The sequence below is a fragment of the Streptomyces anulatus genome (genome assembly GCF_000721175.1).
GTDB classification, from domain to species: domain Bacteria; phylum Actinomycetota; class Actinomycetes; order Streptomycetales; family Streptomycetaceae; genus Streptomyces; species Streptomyces anulatus_C.
Genome location: NZ_JOEZ01000007.1, coordinates 88,006 through 101,922 on the forward strand (window position 1 = coordinate 88,006; position 13,917 = coordinate 101,922).

The window sequence follows — 13,917 nt, forward strand, 5'->3', positions numbered from 1 at the left end:
CGCGCGGAAACGGGGGCCCGGGTGCCGGGGCGCGCCGGTGGGAGGGGTAGTCGCGATCTATCGCGTTTGGGTACGCTGGTTCGGTGGACCTAGAGAAGCAGCCCCAGCAGCCTGTCGCGCCGGCCGTCCCGCCGCCCGCCGAAGTCCTGGACGCCGATGGCATCCGCGCCTCCGACGCCGACCGTGACCGGATCGCGGACGTCCTGCGGGAGGCGATGGCAGAGGGCCGTCTGACGGCGGACGAGCACGCGGAGCGGATCGACCTGGTCTACCGGGCCAAGACCGTCGGCGAACTCCAGCCGCTGGTCCGGGACCTGCCCGCATCCTCCGGCTCCACCGCCGCCCCGCGTCCGGACGCGCAGCCGTACGTCTACGGCCCCGAAGCCCCGAACGGTCCCGCGGAGAACCTGGTCGCGGTCTTCAGCAGCGCCACCCGCAAGGGCCGTTGGCGGGTCGGCGGCCGGACGAACGCCTTCGCGCTCTTCGGCAGCGTGGAGATCGATCTGACCGAAGCGCTTTTCGGCCAACGCTTCACCGTCATCAATGCGACGTCCATCTTCGGCAGTGTCGACATCAGGGTGCCGGAGAACATTTCCCTGCGCGGCAACGGCACGGGTGTCTTCGGCACCTTCGAAGTGCGGACACTCGAATCTCCGGACCAGGAAGCGCCGGTCGTCGTGGTGAACGGCTATTCCGTGTTCGGGACCGTGGAAGCCAGGCCGAAGCGGGGCAAGTTCGTCGCGGACCTTCAGCAGCGGCTGCGCAAACATCTCGGCCACTGAATCGGCCAGGGAATACGGCAGGGCGGACGGCCTCCGGTAATCGGTAATCGGCCAGAATGCCGCAGGGGCGCATTGCGGTGCGTCGCGTGCCGGTGCCACTCAGTGCATAGGCGTACGCACAGCGGGTAGGGAGTGCTGCATCGACTCTCGCTCGCGAAGCCGTAGCCGTCGTCAGGAGTAGACCGTGCTGCAACCGCCGCATCAGCCTCTGCAGGTCGCCGCCGTTCCGGCCCAGCGGACCCCCGCTCGGGAGGACGATGCGGGCCCCTGGCATTCCGAGGCGGCCTGCCGCCGTGACGAGGCGGGCCTGTTCTTCGCCCCGTCGAAGGAACCGACCGCCGCCCGGCTGGCCCGCGAGGAGGCCGCCAAGCGGGTCTGCGCCCGGTGTCCGGTCATGGTGGAGTGCCGGGAGCACGCACTGATGCAGCCCGAGCCGTACGGGGTGTGGGGCGGGCTCACCGCGGCCGAGCGCCGGGTGGCGCTGGCCCGGCGACGACGGCGGGACATCGAGCTCACGGCCGCGTCGACGGCCGAGCACATAGCCGCGGCGGGCTGAACGTACCCGTGTCTGCGGGAGGGGGTGCGGGAGCGGCCGTTCGCTCCCGCACCCCCTCCCCTCCGCTTCTTTCGTACCTTCGTCCCGGACTACCGGCTACTTCGCACGGTCGAAGTCGATGGCGCTGTAGGCGCGCAGCTTCGACAGCCGGTGGGTCGAGGAGATCGTCCGGATGGTGCCGGACTTGGAACGCATCACGATCGACTCGGTGGTCGCCGTCTCCGCGCGGTACCGCACACCGCGCATCAGCTCACCGTCGGTGATCCCCGTCGCCACGAAGAACACGTTGTCGCCGCTGACCAGGTCGTCGGTCGACAGCACCCGGTCCAGATCGTGGCCCGCGTCCAGCGCCCGCTGCCGCTCCGCCTCGTCCTTGGGCCAGAGCTTGCCCTGGATGACGCCGCCGAGGCACTTTATGGCGCACGCCGAGATGATGCCCTCGGGCGTCCCGCCGATGCCCATCAGCAGGTCGACGCCGGTGCCCTCGCGGGCCGCCATGATCGAGCCCGCGACATCGCCGTCGGAGATGAACTTGATCCGCGCGCCGGTCTCCCGGATCTCCTTGACGATGCCCTCGTGCCGGGGGCGGTCGAGGATGACGACGGTGACGTCCTCGGGCGTGGAGTTCTTCGCCCGTGCCACGCGCCGGATGTTCACCGACACGGGCGCGTTGATGTCGACGAAGTCCGCCGCCTCGGGCCCCGTGACCAGCTTGTCCATGTAGAAGACCGCGGACGGGTCGAACATCGCGCCGCGGTCGGCCGCGGCCAGCACCGCGATGGCGTTCGGCATGCCCTTGGCGTTGAGCGTGGTGCCGTCGATCGGGTCGACCGCGATGTCGACCTCGGCGCCGGTGCCGTCGCCGACCCGTTCGCCGTTGAACAGCATGGGGGCCTCGTCCTTCTCGCCCTCGCCGATGACGACGACGCCGTTCATCGAGACGGTCGAGACGAGGGTCCGCATGGCCTTCACGGCGGCGCCGTCGGCGCCGATCTTGTCGCCGCGGCCCACCCAGCGCCCGGCTGCCATGGCGGCGGCCTCGGTGACCCGGACCAATTCCAGGGCCAGGTTGCGGTCGGGGGCCTCCGGGGAGACCTCCAGTTGGGACGGCAGATGATGCTCGGACATCGGAGCGCACCTTTCTGTACGGCGACGACCGGATATGAGGGTGCTGTGACTCTATCGGTAGGTCGATAAAATGAGCAGGGCGGGTCACGCATGAGCGCCCGGCCTCGCGGCCGTGACCAGCACCCTGCGGCCGGGCGTGTCAGGCCGCGTGCCACCATGGATCCCGTGGCAAGCAAGCGAGGCAAGCAGACAGTCCGGGACATGATCCTGTCGACCTTGGTGATCGCCGCCTGCGCGGGCGTCATCTACCTCTTCATCCCGAAGGACGAGCACGCCGATCCGATCAAGGCCGTCGACTTCACCGTGGAGCTGGCGACGGTGCGTACGGCCGCCCCCTACCCGGTGGCCGCGCCGGAGGGCCTGCCGGAGAAGTGGAAGGCGACCTCCGTCAGCTATGACGACGCCGCGGGCGACGCCTGGCACCTGGGCTTCCTCGACCCGGACCGCAGGTACGTCGCGGTCGAGCAGTCCACCGCCGCCGCGGGCACGTACGTCCCCGACGTCAGCCAGAAGGCGAAGGACACCGGCCGGACCGAGACGGTGGCGGGCCGGGAGTGGCAGTACTGGGAGGGTGCGAAGTACAACGCGCTCGTCCTGCCGGAGAAGGGTCACACCACGGTGGTGACCGGCTCGGCGCCGAAGGCGAGCCTGGTCGAGATGGCCGCCGCACTGAAGACGACGCCGCCGCCCGCGAAGCCGGCTTCCTGACCCGCGACCCGCACCGGCGGACCCGCCTGCGCGAGACCGGCGGACCCGCCTGCGCGAAGGGGCCCCGGAACACCTGGTGTTCCGGGGCCCTCGGCATGAGCTGGAGCTGTACGGGCTCACGGACTTACGGGCCCGGCCGTACGGTCTCGGCTCAGACGGTCGTGACGACCTCGTCGAAGGAGAGGCGCGGGCTGCGCGGGAACCAGGCGTCCTCGCCCGGCTTGCCGATGTTGACGACCATCAGCGGGGCGTGGTCGTCGTCCAGGAACTCCTTCTGGATCCCCGCGGCGTCGTAGCCGGTCATCGGGCCGGCGGCCAGGCCGGCGGCGCGGACGCCGATGATGAAGTAGGCGGCCTGCAGCGCGGCGTTGAGGCCGGCGGCCGACTCGCGGACCGGGCGCTCCGCGAAGAACATGTCCTTGGCCTGCGGGAAGTGCGGGAGCAGCGCCGGGAGCTCCTCGTGGAACTCGTTGTCGGCGGCCAGGATCGCGACCAGCGGGGCCGTGGCGGTCTTCGGGCGGTTGCCCTCGGCCATGTGCTGCACCAGACGCTCGCGACCCTCGGCGGAGCGGACCAGGACGACGCGCAGCGGCGACTGGTTGAAGGCGGTCGGGCCGAACTTGACCAGGTCGTAGATCGCCTGGACCTGCTCGTCGGTCACCGGCTCGTCGGTGAAGGTGTTGGCGGTGCGTGCCTCGCGGAAGAGGAGGTCCTGGGCGGCGGGGTCGAGAACGAGGGACATGTGGTGCAAGCCTTCCGAACGAACGCGGTGGGGACAGGTCCCGAAGGTACGCCAGGGATAGGTTAACTTTCAACTAAAACTGACCGTGAGTGATCCATTGCACACTGTATCTGTCCCGTGTGAGGGCTCCCGGTCGTACGGGAACGGGGCGCCGGCCGCCGTCGACGACAGGGCCCCGGCGGGCTTGCTGGTCCGCTCGCCGGTCTCCGCCCTCGTCCTCAGCCCTCGTCGGCGTCCTGCGGACGGGCCAGGGCCGCGTCCAGCCGGGCGCGGGCGCCCTCCAGCCAGTGCCGGCAGACCTTCGCCAGCTCCTCGCCCCGCTCCCACAGGGCCAGCGACTCCTCCAGCGTCGTGCCGCCCGCCTCCAGCCGGCGCACGACCTCGATCAGCTCGTCCCGCGCCTGCTCGTACCCGAGCGTGCCCGTGGCGGCAGCCACCGCCGTACCGTCGTCCGTCATGTGATCCACCCTAGATGTGAGCTGCTATGACATTGCGGGCGCCGCACGCCCGTGTGATGCGCCCGTCCGGCCCCCCCGGTCCCGCGCCCCGGCCTCATCCGTCCCCGTCCACCCGCACCGTGAACTCGCCCTCCGACACCCGCGCCCGCAGCGGCTCTCCGGGCCCGCCGGCCTCGTCGGGAGAGCGCACCACATGGCCGTCGGGCCGCTGGAGCACCGCGTACCCCCGCTCCAGGGTCGCGGCGGGCGACAGCGAGACGACCCGGGCGAGCGTGTGCGACAGCTCCGAGTCGGCCCGGTCCAGCAGGTGGCCCAGCACCCGGCGGCTGCGCCCGAGGAGCGCGTCCACCTCGGCCTCGCGCTCGTCCACCAACCGCTGCGGCCGCTCCATCGCGGGGCGGCCCAGCGCGTGCGCGAGCCCCCGCTCCTCACGGTCCAGCAGCCCCCGTACGGTCCGCAGCGCCCGGTCCCGCAACTGCTGCACCCGCTCCAGCTCCTCGCCCACGTCGGGGACGACCTTCTTGGCCGCGTCCGTCGGTGTGGAGGCACGCAGATCGGCGACCAGGTCCAGCAGTGGTGAGTCGGGCTCGTGGCCGATCGCGGAGACCACCGGCGTACGGCAGGCGGCCACGGTCCGGATCAGCTGCTCGTCGGAGAAGGGCAGCAGATCCTCGACGCTGCCGCCGCCCCGGGCCACCACGATCACGTCGACCTCGTCGAGCGCGTCCAACTCCTCGACCGCCCGCACCACCTGGGCGACCGCGTTCACCCCCTGCACGGCGGTGTTGCGGACCTCGAAGCGCACGGCGGGCCAGCGGCGGCGGGCGTTCTCCAGGACATCGCGCTCGGCGGCGGAGGCACGCCCGCAGACCAGCCCGATGAGCTGCGGGAGGAAGGGCAGCGGTTTCTTGCGGTCCAGGGCGAACAGCCCCTCGGCGGCGAGCGACTTCTTGAGCTGCTCCAGCCGTACGAGCAGCTCGCCGATCCCGACCGGCCGTATGTCCGTCGCCCGCAGCGACAGCTGCCCCCGGGGCGCGTACCACTCGGGCTTGGCCAGCACGACGACGCGCGCGCCCTCCGTCACCACGTCGGCGATCCTGTCGAAGACCTGCCGGAAACAGGTCACGCTCACCGAGACGTCGTGGGACGGATCGCGCAGCGTCAGGAAGACGACCCCGGCCCCCGGCCGCCGCGACAGCTGGGTGATCTGCCCCTCCACCCAGATGGCACCGAGCCGGTCGATCCACCCGCCGATGAGCCGGGAGACCTCACCGACGGGCAGCGGCGCTTCCGCGGACGTGTTGAGAGCCATACGGGCGAGCGTATCGGCAGCCACCGACAGGACCCCCGCCCCGCGCGGAGGACCGCGCCGTACCGGACCCGCCTACCGCGCGCGCCCTCAGCACGACGAACCCCGGGGAACTCACCCTCCGCAGCACGCAGCACGCAGCACGCAGCACGCAGCACGCACCACGGACCCCGGGAACTCACCCCTCCACACCCCCGCCCCGGCGGCCCGTCCCCTGCACCGCCAGCACCACGAGCCCCACCCCGAGCCAGCAGAGGCCCACCAACTGGGAGGACGTCGTCGCCTCCACGATGACCGCGACCAGCGCCCCCGCGCCGACCACCGGGACCAGGACGTGGCGCCACCACACCGGAGGCCCTGCCATGCGGCGTACGGCGAACCAGCCCACGACCGACGCGTGCAGCAGGATGAACGCCGTCAGGGCCCCGATGTCCACGACGGACACCAGATGATCGAGGCCGTCGTCCCGCCGGGCGGCCCACACCGCGGCCACCAGCGTCACGACCGCCGCGCACAGGATCGCCACCCGCGGCACGCCCGACTTCGGGTCGACCTTCGCGAGGAACGGCGGCAGCCGCCGTTCCCGGGCCATCGCGAAGACGAGCCGTCCGGCGGCGGCCTGCCCCGCCAGCGCGGCGAACGCGGCGCCGATCGCCTTGCTGACCGCCACCAGATCGTGCAGCCAGGTCCCCACCGAGGCGTCCACCGCGTCGTAGAACGCCGACCCCTGCGCCGCAGGGTTCGCAGCAAGCTCCGCCGAGCTCACCGGCTCCAGCAGCGCCGCCAGGTACGACTGCGCGACGAACAGGACGCCGGCCAGCACCAGGCAGAACAGCACCGCCCGCGCCACCTTCTGTGAACCGCCCGTCACCTCCTCGGCGAACGAGGCGATGGCGTCGAAGCCCAGATAGGAGAGCACGGCGATCGACACGGCCCCCAGCACCGCCGTCATGGAGAACCCGGTGTCCCCCGTCAGCGGTGTCAGCCAACCGCGCTGCGCCCCGTCCCGCACGAGGACGACCACGGCCGAGACGACGAAGACCAGCAGCACCACGATCTCCATGGCCAGCACCGCGAAACCGACCCGGGCGGCCGCCCGTACGCCCCACAGATTGAGCAGCGTGGTGATCAGGACGGCGATCGCGGTCCACACCCACCGCGACACCTCCGGGACCAGGGCGTTCATCGCGATCCCGGAGAAGAGGTAGGCGACGGCCGGGATCAGCAGGTAGTCCAGCATCGCCATCCACCCCGCGATGAACCCGGGCCCTTCCCCGAGCCCTTTGCGGGCATACGTGAAGACCGAACCGGCGAAGGGGGCGACCCGCACCATCTGGGCGTAACTGAAGGCGGTGAACGCCATGACGACCGTTGCCACCACATAGACGAGCGCGACCGCGCCGTCGGACTTCGCGTCGAGCGTGCCGAACACGCCGACGGGGGCCATCGGGGCGATGAAGAGGAGCCCGTAGACGACCAGATCCCGGAACCCCAGCGTCCGCCGCAGCCTGCCCTGCTCCGTGCTGCTCCCCGAACCGCCACCGGAACCCCTGCCCGGACCGCTCTCCGACACCGACGCCATCGCCCCTCCGTCACCGTCCGTCTTTCACCGCACGCGCACCGCGATCAGTCTCCCGATCCGGCCGTCCTCGCGCCTGTTCGGCACGGCCTTACGATGGGACGCATGACTGCAACGCCTGCCCGCCGTGTCCTGCTCGCCGCACCCCGTGGCTACTGCGCGGGCGTGGACCGTGCCGTGATCGCCGTCGAGAAGGCCCTGGAGCAGTACGGGGCCCCGATCTACGTCCGCCACGAGATCGTGCACAACAAGTACGTCGTGCAGACCCTGGAGAAGAAGGGTGCGATCTTCGTGGACGTCACCGCGGAGGTCCCCGAGGGCTCCATCGTGATGTTCTCCGCGCACGGAGTCGCGCCCACCGTCCACGCGGAAGCCGCCGAGCGCAAGCTCGCCACCATCGACGCGACCTGCCCGCTGGTCACCAAGGTCCACAAGGAAGCCGTCCGGTACGCCAAGGAGGACTACGACATCCTCCTGATCGGCCATGAGGGTCATGAGGAGGTCATCGGCACCTCCGGCGAGGCCCCCGACCACATCACCCTGGTCGACGGCCCCGAGGACGTCGCGAACATCGAGGTCCGCGACGAGTCGAAGGTCGTCTGGCTCTCCCAGACCACCCTGTCCGTCGACGAGACGATGGAAACGGTCGACGCCATCAAGGAGAAGTTCCCCAACCTCCTCTCGCCGCCCAGCGACGACATCTGCTATGCCACGCAGAACCGCCAGATCGCGGTGAAGAAGCTCGCCGAGGACGCCGAGCTGGTCATCGTGGTCGGGTCCAAGAACTCCTCGAACTCCATCCGCATGGTCGAGGTCGCCCTGGACGCCGGAGCGCCCGCCGCCCACCTGGTCGACTTCGCGAGCGAGATCGACGAGGCCTGGCTGGAGGGCGTGACCACGGTCGGCCTGACCTCGGGCGCCTCCGTCCCCGACGTCCTGGTCGACGGGGTCCTGGAATGGCTCGGCGAGCGGGGTTACGCGGACGTGGAGACGGTGAAGACGGCCGACGAGTCGATCACCTTCTCGCTCCCCAAGGAGCTCCGCCGCGACCTGCGCGCCGAGGCCGCCGCCCTTTCCGCCGAGTAACCGCGCAAGGGGCGCGGCCTGCCCGTACCGTGGGCTCCATGGAGATCTTCGGTGTGGACATCGGCGGTTCCGGGATCAAGGGTGCTCCCGTGGACCTGGACCGCGGAGACCTGGCGCAGGAGCGCCACAAAGTACTGACACCGCATCCGGCCACGCCCAAGGGCGTGGCCGATTGCGTGGCCGAGGTCGTCGGCCACTTCGACTGGTCGGGCCCCGTCGGCATCACGTTCCCGGGGGTCGTCACGGACGGGGTCACCCGTACCGCGGCCAATGTCGACAAGGGCTGGATCGACACGGACGCCCGCACGCTGCTGGGCGAACGGATCGGTCAGCCCGTCACCATCCTGAACGACGCGGACGCGGCCGGGGTCGCCGAGATGACCTTCGGCGCGGGCAAGGGCCGCGCGGGCACGGTCATCATGCTGACGTTCGGCACGGGCATCGGCAGCGCGGTCTTCACCGACGGCCGGCTCGTCCCCAACACCGAGCTGGGCCACCTGGAGCTGCACGGCCACGACGCGGAGAAGCACGCCTCCACGAAGGTCAAGGAGGACGAGGACCTCAGCTGGCAGCACTGGGCGCACCGGGTCCAGAAGTACCTGCTGCACGTGGAGATGCTCTTCTCGCCCGAGCTGTTCATCATCGGCGGCGGTGTCAGCCGCAAGGCGGAGAAGTTCCTGCCGCTGATCGAGAAGGTCCGGGCCGAGATGCTCCCGGCCCAGCTCCAGAACAACGCGGGCATCGTGGGAGCGGCGATGGCGGCGGCGGGCACGGGGCAGGGCGGGAGCTGACCGAGCCGACGGGCTCGGCTCACGGGGCGGGGCAGAAGCTGAACGAGCCAGGCGGGGCTCGGCTCACGGGGCCGAGCCCGGGCGGGCGGGACTCAGGGCCGCTGGGGGCGGCGCGCAGCCGCGCCTGCCGCACCCGCCCCGGCCCGTACGGGCTTCGCGGCGGCGGAAGCCCGGGGCGCCCGCTCAGGAGCGGCGGCGCTACGCCCCTGGGGCCCCCGGGCCAGCACGTACCGCCGCCGGGCCCGCATCTGCCGCACCTTGCGTACGGAGGCGATGAGGCCCGCGACCAGCGTCCCGCCGTACAGCCAGCCGGCGTGCACGGCGAGGGCGGTGACCAGGCCCATGATCTGCCCGCCGAAGCCCTCGGACCCCCCGGAGATCGGGAACACCCCGACGGCGAAGGCGATGGGCACGCTGATCGGCGCGGTTACCAGGTCGGCGGGGCGGACCCAGAGGGCGGTGAGAGCGCTGACGGGCAGGAAGAGCAGCCCGTACACGAGCTCCGAGCTGTCGAACAGCAGCCGGTCGACGCAGGCGAGCACGAACATGGTGAGCGCGGCGAACAGCCCGGCCCCGATCCCGGTGAGCCGGGGATTGGGGAACCGCCGCAGCGCGAGGACCACGGGCGGCACACTGCGCACCCGCACCCGGTACACGGCGGAACTCTCACCGGGGGAACCCCCCGGCGCGGGCGGGGCGGGCGCGGCCTGCGAGGGCTGCCGGCGCTGCGGGGGACCTGTCCTGTGCTGCTCCACCCGCACAACGTAGGTCGCGGGGGGCGGGGAATCAGGCGTTGGACACGCGCTTTGGCCGACCTTGGGGATGCGTTCGATGTCACACGGCCGAAAGCAGCACTGTTCGGGCCCGGCGGCCCGGCCCGTAAACTGGAGAATCGGTCCACTTCGGGACCGGCCCGAACAGCCGGGCCGGACCCGGACGCCCCTGACCCCCTCCTCACTCCAGGAAGTCGCCAAAGTGTCGCTCACGATCGGAATCGTCGGTCTGCCGAATGTCGGCAAGTCGACCCTGTTCAACGCCCTGACCAAGAACGACGTGCTGGCGGCCAACTACCCGTTCGCCACCATCGAGCCGAACGTCGGCGTGGTCGGCGTCCCGGACCCGCGCCTGAACAAGCTCGCGGAGATCTTCAACTCCCAGCGGCTCCTCCCGGCGACGGTGGACTTCGTCGACATCGCCGGCATCGTCCGGGGTGCTTCGGAGGGCGAGGGCCTGGGCAACAAGTTCCTCGCGAACATCCGCGAGTCCGACGCGATCTGCCAGGTCATCCGGGCCTTCAAGGACGAGAACGTCGTCCACGTCGACGGCAAGGTCTCGCCGAAGGACGACATCGAGACGATCAACACCGAGCTGATCCTCGCCGACCTCCAGTCCGTCGAGAAGGCCGTCCCGCGCCTGACGAAGGAGTCCCGCCTCCAGAAGGAGAAGGTCGCGGTCCTCGCCGCGGTCGAGGAGGCCCAGAAGATCCTGGAGTCCGGCCAGACCCTGTTCGCCGCGGGCATCACGGCGTCCACCGAGAAGGGCCGGCTCCTCCACGAGCTGCACCTGCTCACCGTCAAGCCGTTCCTTTACGTCTTCAACGTCGACGAGGACGAACTGGTCGACGAGGACTTCAAGAACGAGCAGCGCACCCTGGTCGCCCCCGCCGAGGCGATCTTCCTGAACGCCAAGATCGAGTCCGAGCTGATCGAGCTCGACGACGACGAGGCCCTCGAACTGCTCCAGTCCATGGGCCAGGAAGAGCCCGGCCTCGCCACCCTCGGCCGCGTCGGCTTCGAGACCCTGGGCCTCCAGACCTACCTCACGGCAGGCCCGAAGGAAGCCCGCGCCTGGACCATCAAGAAGGGCGCCACGGCTCCGGAGGCGGCCGGTGTGATCCACACCGACTTCCAGAAGGGCTTCATCAAGGCGGAGATCATCTCCTTCGGCGACCTGGTGGAGACCGGCTCGGTCGCCGAGGCCCGCGCCAAGGGCAAGGCCCGCATGGAAGGCAAGGACTACGTCATGCAGGACGGGGACGTGGTGGAGTTCCGCTTCAGTCTATGAATTCCACTACGTCGCTGACGTGGTGGAGTTCATGGCCAAAGTAAAAGCAGCTGGCGGGGCCAGGGCGGCCTCGTCCTGGCCCCGCCAGCTACTTCCAGACGCCAGGCTCGCCTGCTGGGGCTGCCGACGCCGATCCCTTCCATGAGGCTGCCGGGATCTGTGTCGGTGCCTTCCAGCCGCTGAAGTTGCCCAGTTCGACAGTTCCGTAACTGACGTCGTCGGTCGTTAGTGAGGCATTCGCGAAGCTATCAGCCATTGCTGCGAGCGCGGAGGCAAGGGCAACACGGAATAGCATTGTCGCCGTCGCTGCAGTAGTGGATGGCAGGCCGAAGTCCTGGGATGTCTGACGCAGGAACCCGCCCCGGGAGTTCGCCCAGAGCGGGTTCAAGGAGGATGTTCAGCTAGGTCAACAGGGCAGCTACTTGCCTGCCCTGCGGCTGACGATCCGTATGGCAGCTCCGGCGGCCATGACCACCAGCCCCACCACGAGGAGGGGGAGGCCGGGGCCCGGGAGGACGTACATCAGGGCTCCGGCCACGGTGATGACAGCGCCGACGGACATCAGCACGACGCCCATGGAGGAATTGTTCACGTGGGTCTCCCGACTGGTGCTGGGGCGTTTCTGCCGACGGCTGCCCGGCCCGGTGAGCCGGGCAGCCTGGGCCGGTCAGTACCCCCAGTAGATCTTCGATGAGTAAACGCAGGTTCTGCGGTGCGTCGTCGTCCACCACGAGGTTTCACTGAACCTGAAGTTGGTGGACGTCTTGCGGTAGGTGATTTTGTCCTGGTATTGGGTTGTGTAGACCGATACCCATTCGGTCAGAACCTTTTCGCTGCGCCAGGACAGCAGGGTGCAGCGGACACCTCGCTGGGTGCGCCCGCGCCACCGCTCCTTCCAGCCGACGATCGCCAGCGGGGTCCAGTCGGCCATCGCGTCCCACCACCACGAGTACTTCTTGTTTCGCCACTTGCTGTAGGACCAGCCGCCCGACCATGTGATCTTGATGTCGCTGCGCCAGCCTGTCCACGCGTACCACGGAATCTTGCATGGCAGGCATCCGGTGGCGTCCTCGGCGTTGACCGAATCGGCCGCGCTGAAGGCAGTCGCGCAGAAACTCGGCATCGGTTCGGCCGAGACGCTGCGGAACTGGGTGAAGCAGGGCGAGGTCGACTCCGGGCGGCTGCCGGGTACGACCACCGAGGAATCCGCCCAGCTCAAGGCGTTGAAGAAGGAGAACGCCGAGGTTCAGGCTGACTACTTCTTCACCGATGGTCCGGCCATCAACGCGATCATCGTTGCCCTTGCGGATGCCTCTACGAAGCAGCAGCCGATCAGCAGGTGGACACTTGAGTGGACGCCGAGGTCAGACGTCCTTGATCTGTATGCGGTCGCCGCACAGTTTCGACCAGTCGTCGCGGTCCGAGGTCAGCACGAGGACAGGTGACGGGGAGCGGAGCGCCATCGCGGCGACGAGGGCGTCGATGGCGTGCTTGTGGCCGTGTAGGCCGCCGGCGTCGCTCAGTAGCTGCACAGCTGTGAGGCTGTCCGCTTGGGTGACGTCTTGGACCTGAAGGCGGGAGAGCAGCCAGCGCAGCCGGGCGGTGTCCGTTTTCCCGTAGACGGCCTCGACCACCGTCAGGGCAGATACGAGGACGGGTACGCCCACGCGTCGAGCGGCCTCGATTCGGGTGATCATCTGGCGATCGTTGCGCAGTAGCAGCGACAGCGCCTGGGAGTCGAGCACCAGGGACCTGGCCGCGGGCTCCTTCATGCGGCGCTGTCTTTCGACGCGTAGGGCGCCAGTGCGTCACCAAACAGTTCGCTCTGCGCAGCCTGGACCTCGGCATCGCTCAGCGGCTCGTGCTCGGCTTCGTAGGCAGCCACGATCTCGGCGAGGCCGTCCATGGCGAGCTGATGCCGGACCGCTGCCGTCACGTATGCGGACACGCCGCGCTTACCGGTACGGGTGCGCAGGGCACCGAGGAGTTCGGAGGGCATCGACACGGAGATGTTCTCCGTGCCGCCGGGGCGGGGTGACTTCATGGCTGCAAGTCTAGTACAGAAGCTATTACAGCGTCTGGAGCGCTGTGCGGTCTGTACCCGGGGCGGGCGTTGATGCGTAGCCTGGCGCTCTGGATCTTCTTGTGCTTTGCAGTGAATCCCGTGCTGGGGCTGTGCTGGGGCTGTGCTGGGATGGGGCGAGGGCGCGCCCGTGCTGGGACGAGCACTGAGCCCTTTCCAACCTCATGCTGAGGCGTGATGAAGGACGAGGACCGTCTGGACGATCCCTGTGATGCGGTTGGTGCTGCGGCGGAGTTTCCGTAGGAGGCGCCGGCTGTGCAGGGTGGCCATGGCCTGTTCGCTGAGGCAGCAAGTCTTGGCGTGGCTGGTCGTGTCGGCGCTTCCATCGCTTGAGGCGGCGGCCCCGGAACAGCAGGGTCCTTTGCAAGATCGACGTTTGTCCGGTTTGCCGGGGTGGGATGGAACTGGGGGCCTGCTTCGAGGGAAACTCGGTGCGGGCACGGCCTCGGTGAGCATGTGGGTGTCTACGTCCCATGATCACTTCGAGAGTCCGTGCCTGCTCCTGCATGTTCTCTCGCGCTCTGCGGTCTGGATGAACCGGCCCTCGCTTCCATGCTGGCGCCGCTTGCCGGACGCGGTCGCGCTGTCCGGGTTTCTGGACCTGATACCTGATCCGCCGGGCCGCGCGGGC

17 protein-coding genes are annotated in these 13,917 nt (G+C 69.6%); 7 read left to right on the plus strand and 10 right to left on the minus strand.

Annotated features, from left to right (window positions below):
• Positions 1 to 83 precede the first annotated feature (83 nt).
• Together IG90_RS0108845 and IG90_RS0108850 are read left to right on the plus strand one after the other, a co-directional pair.
• Positions 84 to 782 (plus strand): DUF1707 SHOCT-like domain-containing protein, encoded by a 699-nt coding sequence (locus IG90_RS0108845; protein WP_030580124.1) that lies wholly within the window; start codon positions 84 to 86, stop codon positions 780 to 782.
• A gap of 184 nt (positions 783 to 966) precedes the next feature.
• Positions 967 to 1,338 carry a WhiB family transcriptional regulator gene (locus IG90_RS0108850; RefSeq protein ID WP_030580127.1) on the plus strand — a complete coding sequence of 124 codons (372 nt, stop codon included), beginning with the start codon at positions 967 to 969 and terminating at the stop codon, positions 1,336 to 1,338.
• 96 nt (positions 1,339 to 1,434) lie between these two features.
• On the opposite strand, the gene glpX is transcribed toward IG90_RS0108850, so the two are convergent.
• Positions 1,435 to 2,466 carry a class II fructose-bisphosphatase gene (glpX, locus tag IG90_RS0108855; RefSeq protein WP_030580130.1) on the minus strand — a complete coding sequence of 344 codons (1,032 nt, stop codon included), beginning with the start codon at positions 2,464 to 2,466 and terminating at the stop codon, positions 1,435 to 1,437.
• 156 nt (positions 2,467 to 2,622) lie between these two features.
• Between glpX and IG90_RS0108860 the strand changes: the two genes are divergently transcribed.
• Entirely contained in the window at positions 2,623 to 3,174 is a 552-nt protein-coding gene (locus IG90_RS0108860; protein WP_033893992.1) for a DUF4245 domain-containing protein, read from the plus strand.
• A 151-nt stretch (positions 3,175 to 3,325) separates the two neighbouring features.
• Here the strand turns inward: IG90_RS0108860 and IG90_RS0108865 are convergent, their stop codons facing one another.
• The 4 genes from IG90_RS0108865 to IG90_RS0108880 all read right to left on the minus strand — a co-directional run bounded on the left by IG90_RS0108865 (position 3,326) and on the right by IG90_RS0108880 (position 7,265).
• Positions 3,326 to 3,916, minus strand: coding sequence for a malonic semialdehyde reductase (locus tag IG90_RS0108865; protein WP_030580134.1), 591 nt, complete (start codon positions 3,914 to 3,916; stop codon positions 3,326 to 3,328).
• A gap of 218 nt (positions 3,917 to 4,134) precedes the next feature.
• Positions 4,135 to 4,374: an exodeoxyribonuclease VII small subunit gene (locus IG90_RS0108870; RefSeq protein ID WP_030580137.1), complete on the minus strand. Its 240-nt coding sequence runs from the start codon at positions 4,372 to 4,374 to the stop codon at positions 4,135 to 4,137.
• A 94-nt stretch (positions 4,375 to 4,468) separates the two neighbouring features.
• Positions 4,469 to 5,686 carry an exodeoxyribonuclease VII large subunit gene (gene xseA / locus IG90_RS0108875; protein WP_030580140.1) on the minus strand — a complete coding sequence of 406 codons (1,218 nt, stop codon included), beginning with the start codon at positions 5,684 to 5,686 and terminating at the stop codon, positions 4,469 to 4,471.
• Between the two features lie 175 nt (positions 5,687 to 5,861).
• Entirely contained in the window at positions 5,862 to 7,265 is a 1,404-nt protein-coding gene (locus IG90_RS0108880) for an APC family permease (RefSeq protein WP_030580142.1), read from the minus strand.
• A gap of 93 nt (positions 7,266 to 7,358) precedes the next feature.
• Here IG90_RS0108880 and IG90_RS0108885 point away from each other — a divergent pair, with 93 nt between their 5' ends.
• Together IG90_RS0108885 and ppgK are read left to right on the plus strand one after the other, a co-directional pair.
• Positions 7,359 to 8,348, plus strand: coding sequence for a 4-hydroxy-3-methylbut-2-enyl diphosphate reductase (locus IG90_RS0108885; RefSeq protein WP_206433874.1), 990 nt, complete (start codon positions 7,359 to 7,361; stop codon positions 8,346 to 8,348).
• A 38-nt stretch (positions 8,349 to 8,386) separates the two neighbouring features.
• Complete coding sequence (ppgK, locus tag IG90_RS0108890) at positions 8,387 to 9,139, plus strand: polyphosphate--glucose phosphotransferase (protein ID WP_030580162.1); 753 nt, start codon at positions 8,387 to 8,389, stop codon at positions 9,137 to 9,139.
• Positions 9,140 to 9,231: 92 nt separating this feature from the next.
• Here the strand turns inward: ppgK and IG90_RS0108895 are convergent, their stop codons facing one another.
• Positions 9,232 to 9,795 carry a DUF6542 domain-containing protein gene (locus IG90_RS0108895; RefSeq protein WP_030580165.1) on the minus strand — a complete coding sequence of 188 codons (564 nt, stop codon included), beginning with the start codon at positions 9,793 to 9,795 and terminating at the stop codon, positions 9,232 to 9,234.
• A gap of 319 nt (positions 9,796 to 10,114) precedes the next feature.
• Here IG90_RS0108895 and ychF point away from each other — a divergent pair, with 319 nt between their 5' ends.
• Entirely contained in the window at positions 10,115 to 11,203 is a 1,089-nt protein-coding gene (gene ychF / locus IG90_RS0108900; protein ID WP_030580168.1) for a redox-regulated ATPase YchF, read from the plus strand.
• Positions 11,204 to 11,621: 418 nt separating this feature from the next.
• On the opposite strand, the gene IG90_RS44730 is transcribed toward ychF, so the two are convergent.
• Together IG90_RS44730 and IG90_RS45650 are read right to left on the minus strand one after the other, a co-directional pair.
• A complete protein-coding gene (locus tag IG90_RS44730; RefSeq protein WP_164493891.1) occupies positions 11,622 to 11,795 on the minus strand; it encodes a hypothetical protein in 174 nt (57 codons plus the stop codon).
• Positions 11,796 to 11,870: 75 nt separating this feature from the next.
• A complete protein-coding gene (locus IG90_RS45650) occupies positions 11,871 to 12,401 on the minus strand; it encodes a hypothetical protein (protein ID WP_030580171.1) in 531 nt (176 codons plus the stop codon).
• Between IG90_RS45650 and IG90_RS47045 the strand changes: the two genes are divergently transcribed.
• Positions 12,325 to 12,648, plus strand: a complete 324-nt coding sequence (locus IG90_RS47045; RefSeq protein WP_425338023.1) for a hypothetical protein — start codon at positions 12,325 to 12,327, stop codon at positions 12,646 to 12,648. The two genes, IG90_RS45650 and IG90_RS47045, sit on opposite strands and share 77 nt — an antisense overlap.
• On the opposite strand, the gene IG90_RS0108915 is transcribed toward IG90_RS47045, so the two are convergent.
• Positions 12,568 to 12,975 (minus strand): PIN domain-containing protein, encoded by a 408-nt coding sequence (locus IG90_RS0108915; protein ID WP_030580172.1) that lies wholly within the window; start codon positions 12,973 to 12,975, stop codon positions 12,568 to 12,570. The genes IG90_RS47045 and IG90_RS0108915 overlap by 81 nt on opposite strands.
• Complete coding sequence (locus IG90_RS0108920) at positions 12,972 to 13,247, minus strand: hypothetical protein (protein ID WP_030580174.1); 276 nt, start codon at positions 13,245 to 13,247, stop codon at positions 12,972 to 12,974. The genes IG90_RS0108915 and IG90_RS0108920 overlap by 4 nt, the downstream gene beginning before the upstream one ends.
• Positions 13,248 to 13,917: the final 670 nt, after the last annotated feature.

Coding starts and splice junctions, on each gene's coding strand:
- IG90_RS0108885 (WP_206433874.1), top strand. CDS start 7,359: ATGGGACGCATGACTGCAACGCCTGCCCGCCGTGTCCTGCTCGCCGCA.
- xseA (WP_030580140.1), bottom strand. CDS start 5,686: ATGGCTCTCAACACGTCCGCGGAAGCGCCGCTGCCCGTCGGTGAGGTC.
- IG90_RS0108920 (WP_030580174.1), bottom strand. CDS start 13,247: ATGAAGTCACCCCGCCCCGGCGGCACGGAGAACATCTCCGTGTCGATG.
- glpX (WP_030580130.1), bottom strand. CDS start 2,466: ATGTCCGAGCATCATCTGCCGTCCCAACTGGAGGTCTCCCCGGAGGCC.
- IG90_RS0108880 (WP_030580142.1), bottom strand. CDS start 7,265: ATGGCGTCGGTGTCGGAGAGCGGTCCGGGCAGGGGTTCCGGTGGCGGT.
- IG90_RS0108865 (WP_030580134.1), bottom strand. CDS start 3,916: ATGTCCCTCGTTCTCGACCCCGCCGCCCAGGACCTCCTCTTCCGCGAG.
- IG90_RS0108915 (WP_030580172.1), bottom strand. CDS start 12,975: ATGAAGGAGCCCGCGGCCAGGTCCCTGGTGCTCGACTCCCAGGCGCTG.
- IG90_RS0108860 (WP_033893992.1), top strand. CDS start 2,623: ATGGATCCCGTGGCAAGCAAGCGAGGCAAGCAGACAGTCCGGGACATG.
- IG90_RS0108870 (WP_030580137.1), bottom strand. CDS start 4,374: ATGACGGACGACGGTACGGCGGTGGCTGCCGCCACGGGCACGCTCGGG.
- ppgK (WP_030580162.1), top strand. CDS start 8,387: ATGGAGATCTTCGGTGTGGACATCGGCGGTTCCGGGATCAAGGGTGCT.